This window comes from Sagittula sp. S175, assembly GCF_049800975.1.
Classification (GTDB): Bacteria; Pseudomonadota; Alphaproteobacteria; order Rhodobacterales; family Rhodobacteraceae; genus Sagittula.
The window spans coordinates 1-17,035 of sequence record NZ_JBNAGB010000039.1 but is presented as its reverse complement, the minus strand read 5'-3'; the positions used below and the strand labels follow the sequence as shown (position 1 = coordinate 17,035).

The 17,035-nt window shown below is 67.5% G+C and carries 19 protein-coding genes and 3 tRNA genes; 13 read left to right on the top strand and 9 right to left on the bottom strand.

The window, feature by feature from the left end:
- Positions 1–67: 67 nt before the first annotated feature.
- A complete protein-coding gene (locus ACP16H_RS25240) occupies positions 68–1,264 on the top strand; it encodes a pyridoxal-phosphate-dependent aminotransferase family protein (protein ID WP_425074921.1) in 1,197 nt (398 codons plus the stop codon).
- Positions 1,265–1,351: 87 nt separating this feature from the next.
- Here the strand turns inward: ACP16H_RS25240 and ACP16H_RS25235 are convergent, their stop codons facing one another.
- The 3 genes from ACP16H_RS25235 to ACP16H_RS25225 form a co-directional block, all read right to left on the bottom strand.
- A complete protein-coding gene (locus tag ACP16H_RS25235; RefSeq protein ID WP_425074920.1) occupies positions 1,352–1,567 on the bottom strand; it encodes a histidinol phosphate aminotransferase in 216 nt (71 codons plus the stop codon).
- Between the two features lie 244 nt (positions 1,568–1,811).
- On the bottom strand, positions 1,812–2,921 hold the full coding sequence (locus tag ACP16H_RS25230) for a pyridoxal phosphate-dependent aminotransferase (protein WP_425074919.1): 1,110 nt from the start codon (positions 2,919–2,921) through the stop codon (positions 1,812–1,814).
- An 8-nt stretch (positions 2,922–2,929) separates the two neighbouring features.
- The gene (locus tag ACP16H_RS25225) at positions 2,930–3,628 is read right to left on the bottom strand and encodes an NAD(P)-dependent oxidoreductase (protein WP_425074918.1); all 699 of its coding nucleotides are present in this window, start codon (positions 3,626–3,628) and stop codon (positions 2,930–2,932) included.
- 146 nt (positions 3,629–3,774) lie between these two features.
- Here ACP16H_RS25225 and ACP16H_RS25220 point away from each other — a divergent pair, with 146 nt between their 5' ends.
- The gene (locus ACP16H_RS25220; protein ID WP_425074917.1) at positions 3,775–5,058 is read left to right on the top strand and encodes a lipoprotein-releasing ABC transporter permease subunit; all 1,284 of its coding nucleotides are present in this window, start codon (positions 3,775–3,777) and stop codon (positions 5,056–5,058) included.
- A complete protein-coding gene (locus ACP16H_RS25215) occupies positions 5,051–5,734 on the top strand; it encodes an ABC transporter ATP-binding protein (RefSeq protein WP_425074916.1) in 684 nt (227 codons plus the stop codon). Before ACP16H_RS25220 ends, ACP16H_RS25215 begins: the two co-directional genes overlap by 8 nt.
- Positions 5,735–6,087: 353 nt before the next feature.
- Here ACP16H_RS25215 and ACP16H_RS25210 read toward each other — a convergent pair whose 3' ends face one another.
- Both ACP16H_RS25210 and ACP16H_RS25205 read right to left on the bottom strand, forming a co-directional pair.
- A complete protein-coding gene (locus ACP16H_RS25210; RefSeq protein WP_425074915.1) occupies positions 6,088–6,540 on the bottom strand; it encodes a DMT family transporter in 453 nt (150 codons plus the stop codon).
- 17 nt (positions 6,541–6,557) lie between these two features.
- Positions 6,558–6,962, bottom strand: a complete 405-nt coding sequence (locus tag ACP16H_RS25205; protein WP_425074914.1) for a PaaI family thioesterase — start codon at positions 6,960–6,962, stop codon at positions 6,558–6,560.
- Positions 6,963–7,101: 139 nt separating this feature from the next.
- Between ACP16H_RS25205 and ACP16H_RS25200 the strand changes: the two genes are divergently transcribed.
- Positions 7,102–7,614, top strand: a complete 513-nt coding sequence (locus ACP16H_RS25200; RefSeq protein ID WP_425074913.1) for a hypothetical protein — start codon at positions 7,102–7,104, stop codon at positions 7,612–7,614.
- A 59-nt stretch (positions 7,615–7,673) separates the two neighbouring features.
- Positions 7,674–8,105: a c-type cytochrome gene (locus ACP16H_RS25195; RefSeq protein ID WP_425074912.1), complete on the top strand. Its 432-nt coding sequence runs from the start codon at positions 7,674–7,676 to the stop codon at positions 8,103–8,105.
- Between the two features lie 243 nt (positions 8,106–8,348).
- Here the strand turns inward: ACP16H_RS25195 and ACP16H_RS25190 are convergent, their stop codons facing one another.
- Positions 8,349–8,936, bottom strand: a complete 588-nt coding sequence (locus ACP16H_RS25190; RefSeq protein ID WP_425074911.1) for a TetR/AcrR family transcriptional regulator — start codon at positions 8,934–8,936, stop codon at positions 8,349–8,351.
- Between the two features lie 89 nt (positions 8,937–9,025).
- Here ACP16H_RS25190 and ACP16H_RS25185 point away from each other — a divergent pair, with 89 nt between their 5' ends.
- From ACP16H_RS25185 to ACP16H_RS25150, 8 genes are all read left to right on the top strand, one after another.
- The gene (locus ACP16H_RS25185; RefSeq protein ID WP_425074910.1) at positions 9,026–9,340 is read left to right on the top strand and encodes a hypothetical protein; all 315 of its coding nucleotides are present in this window, start codon (positions 9,026–9,028) and stop codon (positions 9,338–9,340) included.
- Positions 9,341–9,752: 412 nt separating this feature from the next.
- Positions 9,753–11,039, top strand: coding sequence for a homoserine dehydrogenase (locus tag ACP16H_RS25180; protein WP_425074909.1), 1,287 nt, complete (start codon positions 9,753–9,755; stop codon positions 11,037–11,039).
- Positions 11,040–11,113: 74 nt separating this feature from the next.
- Positions 11,114–11,554 (top strand): hypothetical protein, encoded by a 441-nt coding sequence (locus ACP16H_RS25175; RefSeq protein WP_425074908.1) that lies wholly within the window; start codon positions 11,114–11,116, stop codon positions 11,552–11,554.
- Positions 11,555–11,691: 137 nt separating this feature from the next.
- A complete protein-coding gene (glpX, locus tag ACP16H_RS25170; RefSeq protein WP_425074907.1) occupies positions 11,692–12,663 on the top strand; it encodes a class II fructose-bisphosphatase in 972 nt (323 codons plus the stop codon).
- Positions 12,664–12,928: 265 nt separating this feature from the next.
- Positions 12,929–14,683, top strand: coding sequence for a single-stranded-DNA-specific exonuclease RecJ (gene recJ, locus ACP16H_RS25165; RefSeq protein ID WP_425074906.1), 1,755 nt, complete (start codon positions 12,929–12,931; stop codon positions 14,681–14,683).
- The gene (locus ACP16H_RS25160) at positions 14,671–15,204 is read left to right on the top strand and encodes a hypothetical protein (protein ID WP_425074905.1); all 534 of its coding nucleotides are present in this window, start codon (positions 14,671–14,673) and stop codon (positions 15,202–15,204) included. Before recJ ends, ACP16H_RS25160 begins: the two co-directional genes overlap by 13 nt.
- Before the next feature lie 124 nt (positions 15,205–15,328).
- A tRNA-Glu gene (locus tag ACP16H_RS25155) sits at positions 15,329–15,403 on the top strand.
- Positions 15,404–15,486: 83 nt separating this feature from the next.
- Positions 15,487–15,561, top strand: a tRNA-Glu gene (locus ACP16H_RS25150).
- 43 nt (positions 15,562–15,604) lie between these two features.
- Here the strand turns inward: ACP16H_RS25150 and ACP16H_RS25145 are convergent.
- The 3 genes from ACP16H_RS25145 to ACP16H_RS25135 form a co-directional block, all read right to left on the bottom strand.
- The gene (locus ACP16H_RS25145; RefSeq protein ID WP_425074904.1) at positions 15,605–15,931 is read right to left on the bottom strand and encodes a YnfA family protein; all 327 of its coding nucleotides are present in this window, start codon (positions 15,929–15,931) and stop codon (positions 15,605–15,607) included.
- A gap of 3 nt (positions 15,932–15,934) precedes the next feature.
- Positions 15,935–16,645, bottom strand: a complete 711-nt coding sequence (locus ACP16H_RS25140; RefSeq protein ID WP_425074903.1) for an FkbM family methyltransferase — start codon at positions 16,643–16,645, stop codon at positions 15,935–15,937.
- Between the two features lie 139 nt (positions 16,646–16,784).
- Positions 16,785–16,861: transfer RNA gene (locus ACP16H_RS25135), tRNA-Met, on the bottom strand.
- Positions 16,862–17,035: the final 174 nt, after the last annotated feature.

Below are 17,035 nucleotides of genomic sequence, written 5' to 3'. Positions count from 1 at the left end.
CGACAGCTATTGACGGCGCGTCGCGACGGGTGTTCGGTCGCCCGGCAATAATCAGAGAGGTGCCCCCATGACGCTGGCCAGCGGTCGTTCCCATATCGCCATTCCCGGGCCCTCGGTGATGCCGGATGCGGTGTTGCAGGCGATGCATCGCCCCGCGCCGGATATCTACGACCCGGAGTTGCTGACCATGGTGGAGGGGATCATCCCCGACCTGCGCTACGTCGCGCAGACCGAGCATCACGTGGCGATCTACATCTGCAATGGGCACGGGACGTGGGAGGCGTCGTTGTCCAACGTGGTCGCCCCGGGCGAGACGGTGCTGGTGCCGACCTGCGGGCGGTTCGGTCATGGCTGGGCGGATATCGCGCGCGGGCTGGGGGCGAAGGTCGAGATCCTCGAACACGGTCGGCAGACGCCGATCGACCCCGAGCGGGTGCGGCAGGCGTTGCTGGCGGACAAGGGGCTGGAAATCAAGGCGATTCTGGCGGTGCATGTGGACACGTCGTCCTCGGTCCGCTCGGACATCATGGCGCTGCGGCGCGTGCTGGAGGAGACCGGGCACCCGGCTCTGTTGATGGCGGATTGCGTGGCGTCCATGGGCTGTGACGTCTACCGGATGGATGCCTGGGGCGCGGATGTGACCGTGACCGCCAGCCAGAAGGGGCTGATGACGCCGCCGGGGCTGGGGTTCGTGTTCTTCAACGAGCGCGCCGCCGAGGTGCAGCGGGCGATGCCGCGTGTGTCGCGCTACTGGGACTGGCAGGGGCGGGCGAACCCGGAGTGGTTCTACCAGTACTTTGGCGGCACCGCGCCGACGCATCACCTGTACGGCCTGCGCGCTGCGCTGGACATGATCCGGGCCGAGGGGATGGACGCCATCTGGGCGCGCCACGAGCGGCTGGCGGGCGCGATCTGGACGGCGGTGGAGCATTGGGGCGAGGATGGTCCGATGCGGCTGAACATCGCCGAGCGGTCGCAGCGCTCGCATGCGGTGACGGCCCTGTCGCTGGGCAAGGGGCAGGGGGACCGGCTGCGCGCGTGGTGTCGCGACGTGGCGGGGGTGACGCTGGGCATCGGTCTGGGGGTCGAGGACCCGGAGGATCCCACGGCCTCTGGCTATTTCCGCATCGGTCACATGGGGCATGTGAATGCCCATATGGTGCTGGGTCTGCTGGGCGTGATGGAGGCGGGTTTGAGCGCGCTGGACATCCCGCACAAGCCGGGCGGTGTAGCGGCTGCGGCACAGGCGCTGGCGGTGCGCTGAACTCGTCCCCATGGCGCGCTCCCCTGATCGGGAGTTGCCCGATCCAAGAGAGAACGGGGCGCGGGCCATGAAGATCGGTGTGAGGTTTCAGACGTTGTCGGCGGGTGTCCCCAGCGTGCTGTCGCGTTCGCGGCGGTAGTGGTCTAGCCGCGAGATAAGGTGGTTCAGGACAGCGGCGATCACGAGGATCGGCAGCAGGCCCCATGCCGACCAGACGGCGACGAAGATCCACAGCAGGTTGACGAACAGCAGGATCATGTTGGCGGTCATGTAATCCTCGACCGGTTGCGGGTAATGTTCCATGGACCGTGCTCCTGTGAACAGCGGCGCAATCGCGGGCGCCTACGGGTTAACATGCAACAGGGCGATCCGTTCCCGCTCAGGTTACTCTTGAATTGCTGAACAGACCGTTAACGCGTCGGCCACGGGGGGATGCACGAGTTTTGGGGCTTTTCGACGTCCGCCAGAGGCCCCGGCACGGGGGCCGGGGCGGTCTGCGGTCAAGGGGTTTCAGGTGCGAGGTCCCGGGGCAGGCCCGGGACGGGTCTCAGGCGTCGCGGGCGCGGGCGAGGGCCTTTGGCAGGGCGTCGGCGAGGATCTCCATGTCCTCGGGCTTGCCCGCGCTGATGCGGATGCAGCGGTCCTGCGGCGCGACGAAGGGCATGCGGACGAAAACGCCGTCCTCGGCCAGTGCGGCCAGCACGCGGCGGGCGAAATCGCCGCCCTGACCGCAGTCCACCGCGACGAAGTTGGTGGCCGAGAGCAGGGTGCTCAGGCCATTGTCCTTTGCGATGCGGGCGATCTGGTCCTTGGAGTCGCCCACGAGGCGGATGACCTCTTCGAGCCATTCGTCGTCCTGCAAGCCGGCCAGCGCCCCGGCCAGCGCGGCGCGGTTCATGCCGAAATGGTTGCGGATCTTGTCGAAGGATTTGATGACCTCCGCCGCGCCCATGGCGTAACCCACGCGGGCGCCCGCCATGCCGTAGCCCTTTGAGAACGTGCGGAAGCGGATCACGCGCGGGTCGTCGGGGGCGATATCGGCAATGGCCTCGGCGGGGGCGAATTCGATGTAGGCCTCGTCGAGGAACAGCGTGCAGCCCTCAGGGAGGTCGTTCAGCGCGGTCTCGATCTCGGCCCCTTTCAGCCATGTGCCCATGGGGTTGTCGGGGTTCGACAGGTAGACGATCTTGGCGTTTTCCTGCGCGGCGCGGGCGATGAGGGTGGTCAGATCCTCGCGGTCGTCCTTGTAGGGGACCTTGTGCAGCACGCCGCCAAAGCCCGCGACGTGGTAGTTGAAGGTCGGGTAGGCGCCGTCGGAGGTGATGACCGCGTCGCCCGGTTCGACCATCAGCCGGACGGCATAGCCCAGGAGGCCGTCGATGCCCTCGCCAAGGACGATGTTGGCGGGGGTCAGGCCGGTCTTTTCGGCCAGCGCGGATTTCAGGTCCTCGTGGCTGGCGTCGGCGTATTTCCAGATCTCGGCGGCCTCGTCCTGCATGGCGGCCACGGCAAAGGGCGAAGGGCCAAAGACGCTTTCGTTCGCACCGAGGCGGGCGCGGAAGGGCGTGCCACGCTTGCGTTGCAATTCCTCCGGCCCGACGAAGGGCACGGTGGCGGGGAGGGAGGCGACGAGGGCGGTGTATCTGGGTCCGGTCATGCCGCGCACTATGGCGCGGCGGTTTCCCGATGCAAGGGGTTCATCGCGGGGCGCGCCATGCGGCGGGCGAGGACGGGGGCGGTGCCGTGGCTGCCGGGATCGTCCAGTGCCTTCACCACGTAATCGGCCACGTCGGCGCGGCTGATGACACCCATGCGCCATTCGCCGGGGTGGACCATGACGGCGTAGTCACGGGACGCCCGGTTGTGGGTCAGGAGCGTGGGCCGGACGAGGGTCCAGTCGAGGGAGGAGGCCTTTATCAGGTCCTCCTGCCGCGTCTTGTCCTTGTAGGGCTCTGAGAGGAAGAATTTCTGCCCGATGCGTTCGGGGGTCGACAGCGCCGTGACGCTGTCGCCCGCGCCGATGCCGGTGACGGCGATGAGGCGCTTGATGCCCTTGGCCTCCATCAGGGGGATCAGGGCGCGGGTGGCGTCGGAGAACAGCGTCACGCGCCGCCAGAGCATCGAGACGCTTTCGTTGATGCCAAGGGCCATGACCACGGCGTCGACCCCGCGCAGGGCGGCGACCAGATCGTCGGCCTTGGTGGCGTCACCGGTGACGGGTTCACAGTGCGGATGGTCGGGGATCTTGTCGGTGTGGCGGGCCATGGCGCGGACGTGGTGCCCCGCTTTCAAAGCCTCTGCGACGACGGCCGCGCCGATGCCCCGGCTCGCGCCTATGACGAGAATGGTCCTGTGGTCAGTCATGGTGTTGTCCTCCGCGTGTCGTTGTTTTTGTCCCCGCTTGAGTCGCTCCCGCGCGCAGTATACCGCGCAAGCCACCCGGTTACCTTGACCTGATGCTGGCAAAAGGCCAGTTTCCGCCAAGAGCAGAGATAAGAAAGTTTCCCCAAATGCGTGCACCGCCGCCTTTTGCGCCGTTCGAATGGATGATCGCCTGGCGATACCTCAGGGCGAAAAGGGCCGAAGGGGGCGTGTCTGTCATGACCTGGATCAGCCTCGTGGGGATCACCTTGGCGGTGTTTGCGTTGATCGCAACGCTCGCGGTGCGCTCTGGGTTCCGTGCGGAGTTCGTCGATACGATCCTTGGGTCGAACGCACACGTCACGGTGTATCACGTCAGCCACACCGACGAGAGCGGGCAGGTGGTGCGGACGCTGCCGGATTACCAAGCAATGGCCGATGCGGTCCGTCCCGTTCCGGGCGTGGTGCGCGTGGCGCCGCTGGTGAAGGGGCAGGTCATGGCCTCGGCCAACCAGAACAACGCGGGGGTCGAGGTCTTCGGCATCGCCGCCGACGACCTGAAGGCCATCCCGCGCGTGGCGGACCCCGAGACCGGGCGCGGCACGCTGGACCGCTTTGGCGAGGGCGTGGCGATCGGGTCTGGCGTGGCGATGACGCTGGGCGTGGGGCTGGGCGACCAGGTCAAGCTGATCTCGCCCAACGGGGTGAAGACGGCCTTTGGCGTCAGCCCCCGGGTCAAGAGCTACGAGGTCACCTACATCTTCACCGCCGGGCGCTATGACATTGACCGGACACGGATTTACATGCCTTTCGAGGAGGCGCAGCTGTATTTCGACCGCGAAGGCGTGGCGGATGAGCTGGAGGTCATCGTGGCCGAGCCGGAGGCGGTGGAGCAGTATGTCTCTCCCATCGCGGAGGCGGCGGGCGCGGGGGCGCTGATCTGGACGTGGCAGGATGCCTCGGGCGGGTTCCTGAAGGCGCTGGACATGGAGGACAACGTGATGTTCGTCATCCTGTCGGTGCTGGTGCTGATCGCGACGATGAACATCGTGTCCGGGCTGATCATGCTGGTGAAAAACAAGGGCCGCGATATCGGCATCCTGCGCACCATGGGGCTGACCGAGGGCTCCGTGATGCGTGTTTTCTTTATCTGCGGGTCGTTTACCGGAATCATCGGCACGGTGTTCGGGGTGCTGTTCGGCTGCCTCTTCGCGCTGTATATCGACCAGGTCTTTGGTCTGGTGAACTGGCTGTCGGGAGGCGGGGCCTGGGATCCGTCCATCCGGGGGATCTACTTCCTGCCCGCGAAATTGCAGCTGGCCGACGTGATGTCTGCGGTGGTGCTGTCGCTGGGCCTGTCCTTCATCGTGACGATCTTTCCGGCGCGCCGCGCGGCCCGGCTGAATCCGGTGGAGGCGCTGCGTTATGAGTGACACGGTGCTGAGGCTGACGGGCATCCGCAAGGGATACAACCAGGGAAAACCGGGCGAAGTCCACGTCTTGCGCGGTTGCGATCTGGAGGTGCGGCGCGGCGAGGTGGTGGCTTTGGTCGCGCCCTCCGGTGCGGGGAAATCGACGCTGCTGCATATCGCGGGGCTGCTGGACACGCCCGACGCCGGGACCGTCGAGATCGCCGGAGAGATGATGCAGGCCAAGTCCGACAAGCGCCGGACAGAGGTGCGGCGGGCGGAGGTCGGATTCGTCTACCAGTTCCACCACCTGCTGCCGGAATTCACCGCGCTGGAAAACATCGTGCTGCCACAACTGGCGAATGGCGTGGCAAGGGCCGAGGCGGAGGCGCGGGCCAAGGCGCTGCTGGAGACGGTGGGCGTGGGCGACCGCGCCGCGCACCGCCCCGCCGCCATGTCGGGCGGCGAGCAGCAGCGGGTGGCGTTCTGTCGGGCGATGGCCAACGGGCCAAAGCTGTTGCTGGCGGATGAGCCGACCGGGAACCTCGACCCCGAGACCTCGGACCGGGTGTTCGCGGCGCTGATGCAGCTGGTGCAAGAGACGGGGCTGTCGGCGGTGATCGCGACGCACAATCTGGAACTGGCGGCGCGCATGGACCGCCGGGTGCGGCTGTCCGGCGGGCACCTGACCGAGGGGTAGCGTACGCCGGTAAGGTGCCTTTACCTAGTGGGAAAGGGTTTAACGTTGCGTGCGCGGGGGTTAAGGCACCGCGCGCTGCGGCGGCTACCGGATGTGGTGGTCGCGGTTGGCGAAAACCACCACGATTTAAAGGAAGATGACCGACGGGCCCGGGTGTTAAGGCGCGAACCGGCCGGAAACCGGGTGAGTCCCGGCCGGTTGGTAACCTTTTTGCCCGACTCGGCGGTCCACACCCCGTTGCGCTGAATTTTTCGCGTTAACCCTGCGAGAAACGCAGCGTCACGCCCGTGTCGACGGGGGGAGTCGGGGCATAGCCCCGACTTATGCATTTCCCGGCGCACTACCCGGCGCTATCACGTACGCGGGGCCATCTGGGTGATCCAGACCCCCAGTGCCATGACGGTGATCCCGGCGCTGCGGGTGAGGGTGAGGGGGGAGACGCGCGCTCCGAACAGGCCGAAATGGTCGATCAGCGCGGCGCTGATGAGCTGCCCGATCAGGACAAAGAAGACCGCGTTTCCCACGCCGAATTTGGGCGCAATGAAGGTGACGGTCAGCACGTAGAAGGCGACGAAGGCACCGCCCGCCAACAGGTGTTTCGGGGCGCTGGGCAGGGCGGTCATGCCGCGTGCGCCGGTCAAGAGCCAGACCGAGGTGGTCAGCACCAGCGCCACGCAGAACAGGATCACGGCGGCGGCCACCGGGTTGGCGAGGTGCTGGCCCAGCCGGGCATTGAGCGCGGCAAGGATCGGGATGCCGATGCCTGCAAGCAGCATGACAAAGGCGTATTGTGCGGTTCCGGTCATCTGGGGCCTTGTGGTGGTCAGGGTTTGAAGAAGGTGGCGGAGGCGGCGGCGACGGGTCGGCCATCGGGGAGTGCGGTGAGCGTCGCCTCGGCGAAAAGGAGCGCGCGACCGCCCTTGATGATGCGCGCCTCGCAGCGGATGGTGTCCCCGCGCGCCGCCGAGAGGAAGCGGGTTTCGAGGTTCGTGGTGGCGACGGGGACGAATTTGCCCAGGTGGCCGATGCAGGCAAAGACCATGGCGGTGTCGGCCAGCGTGGCCAGCGCCTGACCGCAGGTGATGCCACCGACGCGGGCGATGTCGGGGGTGACGGGGATCTCGAGGATGGCCCCGGAGGGCGTGATTTCTGTCACTCTGGGTTGCAAAGCTTGCACCCATGGGGCGAAATTCTCTTCCAGCAGGGCCTGTGCTGCGGCAATATCCAAGGTGAGCTTCTCCGGTGGTTCGGGCGATGGTTCGGGTCACAATGGCGACCTTCTGGCGGTCTGTCATCCGCGGATGACGGGACGCGGGTCCGAACCGCGACAGAGAGGGGCCGAGCGGGACAGAAGGGAAGGGGCTTTGATGCGAATATTCTTGGGCGTGGCGGCACTGGCGCTGCTGGGGGGCTGTGCGCTGTTCAGGCCGGTGATGGTAGAGAGCGGGGCGGACACTGGGCCCGTGACGGTGTCCGGGACGACGTCTTCGGAGGCGATTTACCTTGTGGAACCGCAAATCACGGTGCTGTCGGACGGTCCGTCGCTGAGCACGCGGGCCGGGGGCAGCCGTTACGCCATGTGGTGCGCGGATTGCCACGGGGCCACGGGCGACGGCAACGGGCGCGTGGCGGGCATGATGACGGAGCGGCCCTCGGACCTGACGGCCTTGGCGCGCGGCAATGGCGGGCGGTTCCCGGCGGCGCAGGTGATGAACCGGCTGACCATGGCGCCGGGGCCCTATCATCGCGGCATCGCGGCGGACCTGGCGGTGGCGCTGGACGGGCCAATGGTGGAATGGGCGGCACCGGACGGACGGTCGCACATGACGACCTCGGGGATGGCGGAGATGCTGAGCTATGTGCAGTCGATGCAGCAGTGAGGCCCCTTGCAAAGGCGCAGGCCCGCAGGCATCACGGTGCAAAAGAAGGAGACCGAGGGATGCGGGCATACGTGATGGCAATGGTCGGCGCGCTGGCGCTGGCGGGCTGTGTCGAAGAGCAGGGCGGCGCGTCTGGAACGATGCCGGGACCACAGGACGGGCAGGCGCTGTTCATGGAGAACTGCGCGCTGTGTCACGGCGAGGACGGGCGCGGCAACGGCCCGAACGCGCGCCGGATGGAGAAGGCGCCGAAGGACCTGACGCTGATCAAGCTGCGCCACGGCGACACGTTCCCGCGCGCCAAGATCATGTCCTACATCGACGGCTACGCGCGGATGGACCGCTCGGTGGAATGGATGCCGGAATGGGGGGCGCTGCTGGAAGGCGACCTCGTGCCCTTCGACAGCGGTGACGGCAAACTGACGCCCACCCCGCGCAAACTGGTCGCAATTCTCGAATACCTCGAGACGATCCAGCAGGAACGCAAATAAACGGCCAAGGTCGGCGCGCGGCACTGTTTGCCTTCGGCAAAAGCGCCCGCCCGCCGACCCTTTCCGCTTTGTCCTTCATCTTGATGAAAATACCTCGGAGGTGTGGAGGCGGAGCCTCCACCGCGCCCGGAACGGGCGCGCCGGTCGCCGCCCCCGCGGGCGCGGGCCAACACCCCAACGCCCCCCCCCGGGGCCGGCAACGGGCCCGCCGGTCGCCTCGCCTGCGGCGAGGCGAAACACCTCTCAGGCCGCCACGGTCTTGCGCACCATGTCCCAGTAGAGCCCCTGAACCTCTTCGGGGGTAAGACGCCCACCGGCGCGATACCATGTGGTGACACCGGTCAGCATGGCGATGATCGCCAGCGTCGTCAGTTTGGTGTCTGTGATGGCGAGGACACCGCCCGCCAGCCCGTCGCGCAGGATGTGTTCCAGCGCGTCCTCGTAGCGGCGGCGCAGGGCTTCGATCAGGGCAAAGTTCTCGGGCGTGAGGTTGCGCAGTTCCATGTAGGAGATGAAGACGGCCTCGGGGCGGTCGAGGTGGAAGGCGATGTGAAAGCGCACGAAGCGCTCCAGTCGCGCCTCCGGGTCGGCGGGCAGGTCCTCCGCCTCCCATGCGTCGAGCAGATCAAGCATATGGCCTTCGAGCAGCGAAAACAGCAGCGCCTGCTTGTCGGGGATGTAGTTGTACAGCGCGCCGACCTGAACCCCCACTTCGCCCGCGATCTGGCGCATGGAGACGGCGGCGAAACCGTGCTTGGCAAAGAGGTGCAGGGCCGCCTCGCGGATGCGGGGGCCGGTGATTTCGGAGTGGGAACCTTGGGTGCGCGCCATTGTGCCACGTTATATGAACGGTTGTTCAGATCAAGCGGGGGGCTGCGTCGGGGATTGCGACGATGGTCGGGTTGGGGCATGACGGAGGAATGAAGCCTGCGTTTACCCTTTTGCCCTTGCTGCTGATGGCGGCCTGCACCCAGTTCCCGGAACTGGACGCGACCGAGACGCCCGGCGTGGCCGAGGCGCCTTATCCGGCCCTGGTGCCCTTGGTTGGGTTGTTGGAGGACAAGGCGCCGCCGCGTGCGACGCCGGAGGTCATCGACGAGGTCGAGGCGCGCGCGGGCGGGCTGGAGGCGCGGGCCGAGGCGTTGCAGGGCGTCGAGGGTGGGCAGACCCGATCGGTCGAGGAACGGTTGCGGTTGTTGCGACAGAAGGCGGAGGCCCTGCGCAGCGCGGAGTAGGCACGGCTGGTGGCGGTGGATCGGTTGGATGCGCCCGGGCCGATGGCGGCATGTACCTAGGCACGCTTCCGTGATGCGCTGCGAGATCGGCTTCGGCGCAGGTTGGTTGCACGCCTGTGGCACAGGTCAGTTGCACGCCTGCGGCGCAGGTTGGCTGCACGCCTTCGGCGTGACGGGGGCGCGGCCCCCGCGCTCCTTCGGAGCTCCCCCGAGGTATTTGGATCAAGATGAAGGGGCAGGTGTGGGTTGGCTTGTCCAGGGGGGGCGGTCGTTCGTGGGCTGCCCTTTGGCGTGGCGGTTGCGAGACGCGGGGGCGTCATGCGCGGGGCGCGGCGTCAGGGGCTGTTGCAGGGGCGCGCGCTTGGCGGTAACGGGGGCGATGAAGAGGCCGATTGTCCGAAGGAGTATCCCCATGTCCGACCCCCTGCGTCTTGGAATTGCCGGTCTGGGGACCGTCGGTGCCGGTGTCGTCAAGATCGTGCGCCAGAAGGCGGCGCTGCTGGAGGCGCGCTCGGGGCGCAGGATCGTGGTGACGGCGGTGTCGGCGCGCAACCGTGACAAGGATCGCGGTGTGAACCTGAAGGACTACGCCTGGGAAGACGATCCGGTCGTCTTGGCGACGCGCGACGATGTCGACGTCTATGTCGAACTGATGGGCGGCAGCGACGGGCCGGCGAAGGCCTCGGTCGAGGCGGCGCTGAAGGCGGGCAAGGATGTGGTGACCGCGAACAAGGCGTTGCTGGCGCATCACGGTCAGGCCCTGGCGGAACTGGCGGAGGCCAATGGCGCAGTGCTGCGTTTCGAGGCGGCGGTGGCAGGTGGCATCCCGGTCATCAAGGCGCTGACCGAGGGTTTGGCGGGCAACGACATCCTGCGCGTCATGGGCGTGATGAACGGCACCTGCAACTACATCCTGACGCGGATGGAGGATGCGGGGCTGTCGTACGAGGAGGCCTTTGCCGAGGCGGACGGGCTGGGCTACCTCGAGGCCGATCCGAACCTCGACGTGGGCGGGATCGACGCCGGGCACAAGCTGTCTCTGCTGGCGGCGATTGCCTTTGGCACGCAGGTGAATTTTGACGGGGTCGAGCTGGAAGGCATCGGCGCGATCACCATCGAGGACATCCGGCAGGCCGCCGACATGGGCTATCGCATAAAGCTGTTGGGCGTTGCGCGCATGACGGGCCGGGGGCTGGAACAGTCGATGATGCCCTGCCTCGTTCCGATGAAATCGCCGCTGGGGCAGCTGACGGGCGGCACCAACATGGTGGTCATCGAGGGCGACCAGGTGGGCCAGATCGTGATGCGTGGCGCTGGCGCCGGTGAGGGGCCGACCGCGAGCGCGGTGATGGGCGACGTGATGGACGTGGCGCGGGACCTGCGGGTGTCGACCTTTGGTCAGGCGGCCTCGGGGCTGGTGGCGGCTGTGCCCGCACGGGCGACGACGCCTGCGCCCTATTACATCCGCACCTGTCTGGTGGACAAGCCGGGCGCGCTGGCCAAGGTGGCGGCGGCGCTGGGCGAGGCGGGCGTGTCCATCCACCGGATGCGGCAGTACGACCACACGAACGAGACCGCGCCGGTGCTGGTCGTGACGCACAAGACCACGCGCGCCGCGCTGGACGAGGCGCTGGCGGCGATCGAAGCGCTGGCGGTTGTGGTCCAGACCCCGGTGGCCCTGCGGATCGAAGAGGTCTGAGGCATGCCAGGGCGGGGATTTCCCCGCCCCTTTCGCTTGCGCTGTTGCGGAGGGTGTTCGGTGCGGAGGATGCAATGCGGCGGATCGCGCTGAGCGTGGCGGGACGCCGCCTGGTGTTCGACCTTGGCGCACCGTTGGCGGAGGTCTCGGCGGAGCTTGACGGTTTTGACCTCAAGACCGTCGATGTGCCGGACGCGCCGCGGAGATACCTGCTCCTGCGCGGGCACGGGGTCGAGCTGTTGTTCAAGGAGGATGTCCTGGCGGCGGTCGTTCTTCATATCGACGATCAGGGCGCGGGCGTGTTCCGGGGGGCGATTGATGGGGTGTCCGGGGACGTGCTGGTCCATCCCGATGAGGCGGGATTTGTTGCGGCGCTGCAAGCGCTCGGGTTCGAACGGCTGGAGCGCAGGTATCCTTTTGCCGTGGATATGCTGGATGCGGAGCTGAGGATGCGTCTGGAGCAGCGGCCAGGGAATCGGATGATCCTGATTGATGACGGGGCGAGGGTGCGGTGAACGGGGGGCGGTTGCGCCTTGTTTCACAGCCTTGTCGCGGAAAAGTTGCAGGGATGGGAGGGTTAGCGCCAGCAGTCTTGCCGTGGGGGCGGGGGCTGGGATAAGCCGGGACCAACGCTTTTCGAGAGGACGACCCGATGCCGGAACCCAAGGATTTCAACGACCGCATGCTGTCTCTGGGCCTGGCCCGGGTGGCGGAGCAGGCGGCGATTGCCAGTGCCGACCTGATCGGGCGCGGCGACGAGAAGGCGGCCGACCAGGCGGCGGTGAACGCCATGCGCGAGGAGCTGAACAAGCTCGATATCTCGGGCGTGGTGGTGATCGGTGAGGGCGAGCGCGACGAGGCGCCGATGCTGTATATCGGCGAGGAAGTGGGCCGCGGCGGACCGGGTGTGGATATCGCGCTGGACCCGCTGGAGGGCACGACGCTGACCGCGCTGGACATGCCCAACGCGCTTACCGTGATCGCCATGGGCCCGCGTGGGTCGATGCTGCACGCGCCGGACGTCTACATGGACAAGCTGGCCATCGGGCCGGGCTATGCCAAGGATGTGGTGTCGCTGGACATGTCGCCGCGCGAGCGGGTGGAGGCCCTGGCCGCGGCGAAGGGCTGTTCGACGCGGGATATCACCTGCTGCATCCTCGACCGTCCGCGCCATGCCGACATGATCGCCGAGGTGCGCGAGACCGGGGCCGGTATCCGTCTGATCACGGATGGCGACGTGGCCGGGGTCATGCATTGCGCCGAGACCGAGAAGACCGGGATCGACATGTACATGGGATCGGGCGGGGCACCCGAAGGTGTGCTGGCGGCGGCGGCGCTGAAGTGCATGGGTGGCCAGATGTGGGGCCGTCTGCTGTTCCGCAACGATGACGAGAAGGGCCGTGCGGCCAAGGCCGGCATCACCGATCTGGACAAGATCTATGCGCGCGATGAGCTGGTGACCGACCATGTCATCTTTGCCGCGACGGGCGTGACGAATGGGTCGGTGGTGTCGGGGATCAAGCGGTCTCCGGGCTGGATCGAGACCGAGACGATCCTGATGCGATCCAAGACCGGATCGGTGCGGCGGATGCAGTATCGCAATCCGTTCCAGCACAAGGTCTGAGGGGTTTCGCCCCGGCTGCGCCGGGGCGACCGGGGGGGGGGGGGGGGGGGGGCGCGCCGGGGCCCCCCCCCGCCCGGCCCCCCCGCCCCCCCCCCCCCCCCCCCCCCCCCCCCCCCCCCCCCCCCGGAGGGGGGGGCTCCGCCCCCGTCCCTTCGGGACTCCCCCGAGGGTATTTGTGAAACCAAAGAAGCAGGGGCCCGCGCGGATGCGTGGGCCTTTTGCTTTGGCGGGGGTTTGGGTATTCCGGTCGGGGATCAGGGAAGGGATGGGCGTGGCGTATCTGGACGTGGAAGAGAGCCTGTCGGGGCGCAAGTGGGTTGGCCCGGGGATCGAGGTGGAGCGGCAGGCCGAATTGATCGCGCAGTCGAGCGGGCTGGCGCGGCCCCTGTGTGCGGTGCTGGCGCGGCTGGGTGTGCCGGTGGAGGAGTGTGCCAGCTACCTCGAGCCGAAATTGCGCGACCTGCTGCCCGATCCGCGGTCGCTGAAGGACATGGAGAAGGCGGCGGCGCGGTTCCTGGCGGCGGTGAAGGGGCGTCAGAGGATCGCGGTCTTTGCGGATTATGACGTGGATGGGGGCTCTTCGGCGGCGCTGCTGATCGACTGGCTGCGGCAGATGGGGCAGCGGGCGACGCTGTATGTGCCGGACCGGATCGACGAGGGCTATGGACCGAATGCGCCCGCCATGGCGGGGCTGGCCGCCGAGCACGACCTGATCGTCTGCGTCGATTGCGGGACGCTGTCGCATGACGCCATTGCCGCTGCGAAGGGTGCGGATGTGGTGGTGCTGGACCATCACCTTGGCGGCGAGACGCTGCCCGATTGCGTGGCGGTGGTGAACCCGAACCGGCAGGACGAGGACGGCGCGCTGGCGCATCTCTGCGCGGCGGCGGTGGTGTTCCTGATGCTGGTGGAGGCGGGGCGGCAGTTGCGTGAGGCTGGGCAGCGGGGGCCGGACCTGATGGGGATGCTGGACCTCGTTGCCCTGGCGACGGTGGCGGATGTGGCGCCGTTGAAGGGGGTGAACCGGGCGCTGGTGCAGCAGGGGCTGAAGGTCATGGGGCGGCGCGAGCGCATCGGCCTTGTCGCCCTGTCCGACGTGGCGCGGCTGGAGCGTGCGCCCGAGGCCTATCATTTGGGATTCGTCATGGGGCCACGCGTCAATGCGGGCGGGCGGATCGGCGCGGCGGACCTTGGCGCGCGGCTGTTGTCGACGGCGGACCCCGCCGAGGCGCAGGCCCTCGCAGCGCGGCTGGAGGAACTGAACGCCGAACGGCGCGAGATCGAGGCGGAGGTGCGCGCGGCGGCCCTGGCGCAGGCAGAGGCGCGCGGTTTGGACGCGCCCCTGGTCTGGGCGGCGGGCGAGGGCTGGCATCCGGGCGTGGTGGGCATCGTGGCCTCGCGCCTCAAGGAGCAGACCAATCGCCCGGCGGTGGTGATCGGGCTGGACGGGGCCGAGGGCAAGGGCTCGGGTCGGTCGGTGTCGGGCGTGGATCTGGGCGCATCGGTGCAGCGGCTGGCGGCGGAGGGGCTGCTGATCAAGGGCGGCGGGCACCGCATGGCCGCCGGGCTGACCGTCGCGCGCGACAAGCTGGAGGACGCCATGGCGCGGCTGTCGGCGCTGCTGGAGAAGCAGGGCGCGGGGACGGGCGGCGCGGCGGACCTGCGGGTCGACGGGATGCTGATGCCGGGCGCGGCGCAGGTGGAGCTGGTCAAGGACCTCGAACGCGCCGGGCCATACGGGCAGGGCGCCTCGGGGCCGCGATTCGTGGTGCCGGACGTGCGGATCGGATTCGCCAAGGTCGTCGGCAGCGGCGGCCACCTGAAGTTCACCTGCGAGGACGGTCTGGGCGGGCGGCTGGACGGCATCTGCTTTGGCGCGATGGACGGGCCCTTGGGGCCTTCCTTGCAGGATCACCGGGGGCGGCGATTCCACCTGGCGGGCAAGCTGGACATCAACACCTGGCAGGGACGACACTCGGTCCAGCTGAGGCTGGAGGATGCCGCGCCGTGTCACGACTGACCTGTCTGCTTTGCGCGCTTGCCGCTCCGGTTGGGGCGGAGGAGATCCTGCTGTTCGTACCGCCGGAGGGATTCGTGCAGATCTACGCGGGCGAAGACGCGGCGGGCGGCATCGTGGAATTCGTGCCCGAAGGGCAGACGCTGGACGACTGGCAGCAGATGGCCTCGGTCACCTGGGCCAACGCGCTGGGCGGCGAGCCGCCACGGGTCATGGTAGAGGCTTTGTTGGGCGGCATGGCTGCGCAATGCCCGGACGGCACGGCCGGGGTCCTGTGGCAGGGCGCACAGTATGGCTATGACGTAGAGGTCCTGTCGTTCACCTGTCCTGTCAACGTGCGCGGCGAGCGGGTAACGGAGAGCACCTTTGCCAAGGTGATCGGCGGCGTGGAGGCCGCCTATACCATTCTCATCGCCTGGCAGGGGGCGGCGGAAGAGGCTGTGGTTCAGGGCTACATGGACTGGACCGTGCCGCAGGGCCTGTGCATCACCGACGATCCGGCGCGGGCTTGTCCGGACCCGTGATGCGGGTTGCCGGACGGTCCGTGGAAGGTGTTGCAAAAGCATGTGAAAAAATACCTGCTTGGGGCGCGATTTTGCCCTTGCGCGGGGGGCGGGGTTTTCATATTAGACGCGTCACCGACAGAGTGGCCCGTTCGTCTATCGGTTAGGACGCCAGGTTTTCAACCTGGAAAGAGGGGTTCGATTCCCCTACGGGCTGCCACTTTTCCCTTCCTCGCGCAGGGGAGGGCGTGCGGAAAGCGGCTGCTGGTGCCGCGCCTTTCGGGGCCAAGACAGCGACAGAGTGGCCCGTTCGTCTATCGGTTAGGACGCCAGGTTTTCAACCTGGAAAGAGGGGTTCGATTCCCCTACGGGCTGCCACTTCCTCCCTGACTATCCGGAAATTGGTACTGCGACGCCACGGTTATGCCGTGCGTGGTCCGAGCAGGATGACCGCCGCGCCCATCACGCAGATCGCGCCGCCCAGCAGGTCCCAGCGGTCGGGGCGGGCGCCTTCGACCAGCCAGAGCCATGCCAGCGAGGCGGCGATGTAGATGCCGCCATAGGCCGCAAAGGTGCGGCCTGCGGCGGTCGATGGCACGTAGGCCAGCGCCAGTGCAAAGACCGCGAGGCTGGCCATTCCCGGCAGCAGCCAGAGCGCGGATTTCCCCAGCCTCAACCATGCCCAGAACGCAAAGCATCCGGCGATTTCAGCCAGTGCCGCGAGCAGGAACAGCAGCGCCGTGGGCATGACTCAGATCGCGCGGAAGACGGCGTTACGCTCCAGCGCGCCGCAGAATCGGTAGCCCGCGTCCGGGAACAGTTCTTCCAGCTTCGTGGCGTAGCCGCGTTGCTGCCAGCCCTTTGGGGCCTCGAGGATAATGACGGGCTTGTGCTTCGTCACGATGCCTGTCGCGCCTTCCAGCGCCGGGCCTTCGTGGCCTTCGATGTCCAGTTGCAGGACGGTGACCTTGCGGGTCTGGTCGACGAGGTCGTCGAGGCGTTTTACCGGGACCTCGATGGTTTCGCCTTCGACATGGGTCTCTGCGATCTTGGCGCGCGCGCCCATGGCGTTCCCCGAGGCCTTGGCCACCTGCAAGGGCAGGGCGGCATCCTCGGAGCCGACGGCGCAGGGATGCAGCTTGATCTTTTTCAGCCCGTTCAGGGCGATGGTCATCTCGGTGGCGGCGCGGCTGATGGGGTTGGGCTCGAAGGTGTGGACGTGGGCCTTCGTGGACAGGCCTTCCTCCAGCGCGGGAAGGAAATCGCCGACAAAGGCCCCGCCCGCGATCACGTCGCCCGTGCCGCAAAGGCGGCGGATCAGGCGGATGGTGTCGGGTTCATAGACGCCGCCCCCGCTGAGGATCTTTGGCACCTCGCGCGACTTGTAGACCTCGGGCAGGCAGTAAAAGCCGTATTCGTTGGCGGCGATGGTGTAGGGATAGTCCGGTTCGGGGATGCTCATGGGGGCCTCGGTGTTTTTTGTTCACTAAGGCGGAAGGCGCGGCGCGCTGTCAACGGATGGGTTGCGGCGCGGGCGCCGAGGGCGGCGGAATCGTCACGCAGGGGGGCGTCTGACTGTTCATTCTGTAGGGGGAGAACGGTGGTGGCGTGGGGGGGACTCGAACCCCCGACCTAACGATTATGAGTCGTTCGCTCTAACCAACTGAGCTACCGCGCCGGACCGTGCGCGGGGTCTAAGGGGAGGCGCGGGCGGCGTCAAGCAGGAAATCCCGGATTTTTTCGTCGTAACGAAAGTCTTTTTTCCGCCCCCGGCAGACTCGCGCAAAACGTGCCATGGGGGGCTGCTTTTCCTTCATCTTGATCCAAATACCCTCGGGGTCCGGGGCAGAGC

Coding starts and splice junctions, on each gene's coding strand:
- ACP16H_RS25225 (WP_425074918.1), bottom strand. CDS start 3,628: ATGACTGACCACAGGACCATTCTCGTCATAGGCGCGAGCCGGGGCATC.
- ACP16H_RS25195 (WP_425074912.1), top strand. CDS start 7,674: ATGCGGGCATACGTGATGGCAATGGTCGGCGCGCTGGCGCTGGCGGGC.
- ACP16H_RS25215 (WP_425074916.1), top strand. CDS start 5,051: ATGAGTGACACGGTGCTGAGGCTGACGGGCATCCGCAAGGGATACAAC.
- ACP16H_RS25240 (WP_425074921.1), top strand. CDS start 68: ATGACGCTGGCCAGCGGTCGTTCCCATATCGCCATTCCCGGGCCCTCG.
- recJ (WP_425074906.1), top strand. CDS start 12,929: ATGGGCGTGGCGTATCTGGACGTGGAAGAGAGCCTGTCGGGGCGCAAG.
- ACP16H_RS25140 (WP_425074903.1), bottom strand. CDS start 16,645: ATGAGCATCCCCGAACCGGACTATCCCTACACCATCGCCGCCAACGAA.
- ACP16H_RS25210 (WP_425074915.1), bottom strand. CDS start 6,540: ATGACCGGAACCGCACAATACGCCTTTGTCATGCTGCTTGCAGGCATC.
- glpX (WP_425074907.1), top strand. CDS start 11,692: ATGCCGGAACCCAAGGATTTCAACGACCGCATGCTGTCTCTGGGCCTG.
- ACP16H_RS25235 (WP_425074920.1), bottom strand. CDS start 1,567: ATGGAACATTACCCGCAACCGGTCGAGGATTACATGACCGCCAACATG.
- ACP16H_RS25190 (WP_425074911.1), bottom strand. CDS start 8,936: ATGGCGCGCACCCAAGGTTCCCACTCCGAAATCACCGGCCCCCGCATC.
- ACP16H_RS25230 (WP_425074919.1), bottom strand. CDS start 2,921: ATGACCGGACCCAGATACACCGCCCTCGTCGCCTCCCTCCCCGCCACC.
- ACP16H_RS25175 (WP_425074908.1), top strand. CDS start 11,114: ATGCGGCGGATCGCGCTGAGCGTGGCGGGACGCCGCCTGGTGTTCGAC.
- ACP16H_RS25220 (WP_425074917.1), top strand. CDS start 3,775: ATGCGTGCACCGCCGCCTTTTGCGCCGTTCGAATGGATGATCGCCTGG.
- ACP16H_RS25185 (WP_425074910.1), top strand. CDS start 9,026: ATGAAGCCTGCGTTTACCCTTTTGCCCTTGCTGCTGATGGCGGCCTGC.
- ACP16H_RS25200 (WP_425074913.1), top strand. CDS start 7,102: ATGCGAATATTCTTGGGCGTGGCGGCACTGGCGCTGCTGGGGGGCTGT.
- ACP16H_RS25180 (WP_425074909.1), top strand. CDS start 9,753: ATGTCCGACCCCCTGCGTCTTGGAATTGCCGGTCTGGGGACCGTCGGT.
- ACP16H_RS25145 (WP_425074904.1), bottom strand. CDS start 15,931: ATGCCCACGGCGCTGCTGTTCCTGCTCGCGGCACTGGCTGAAATCGCC.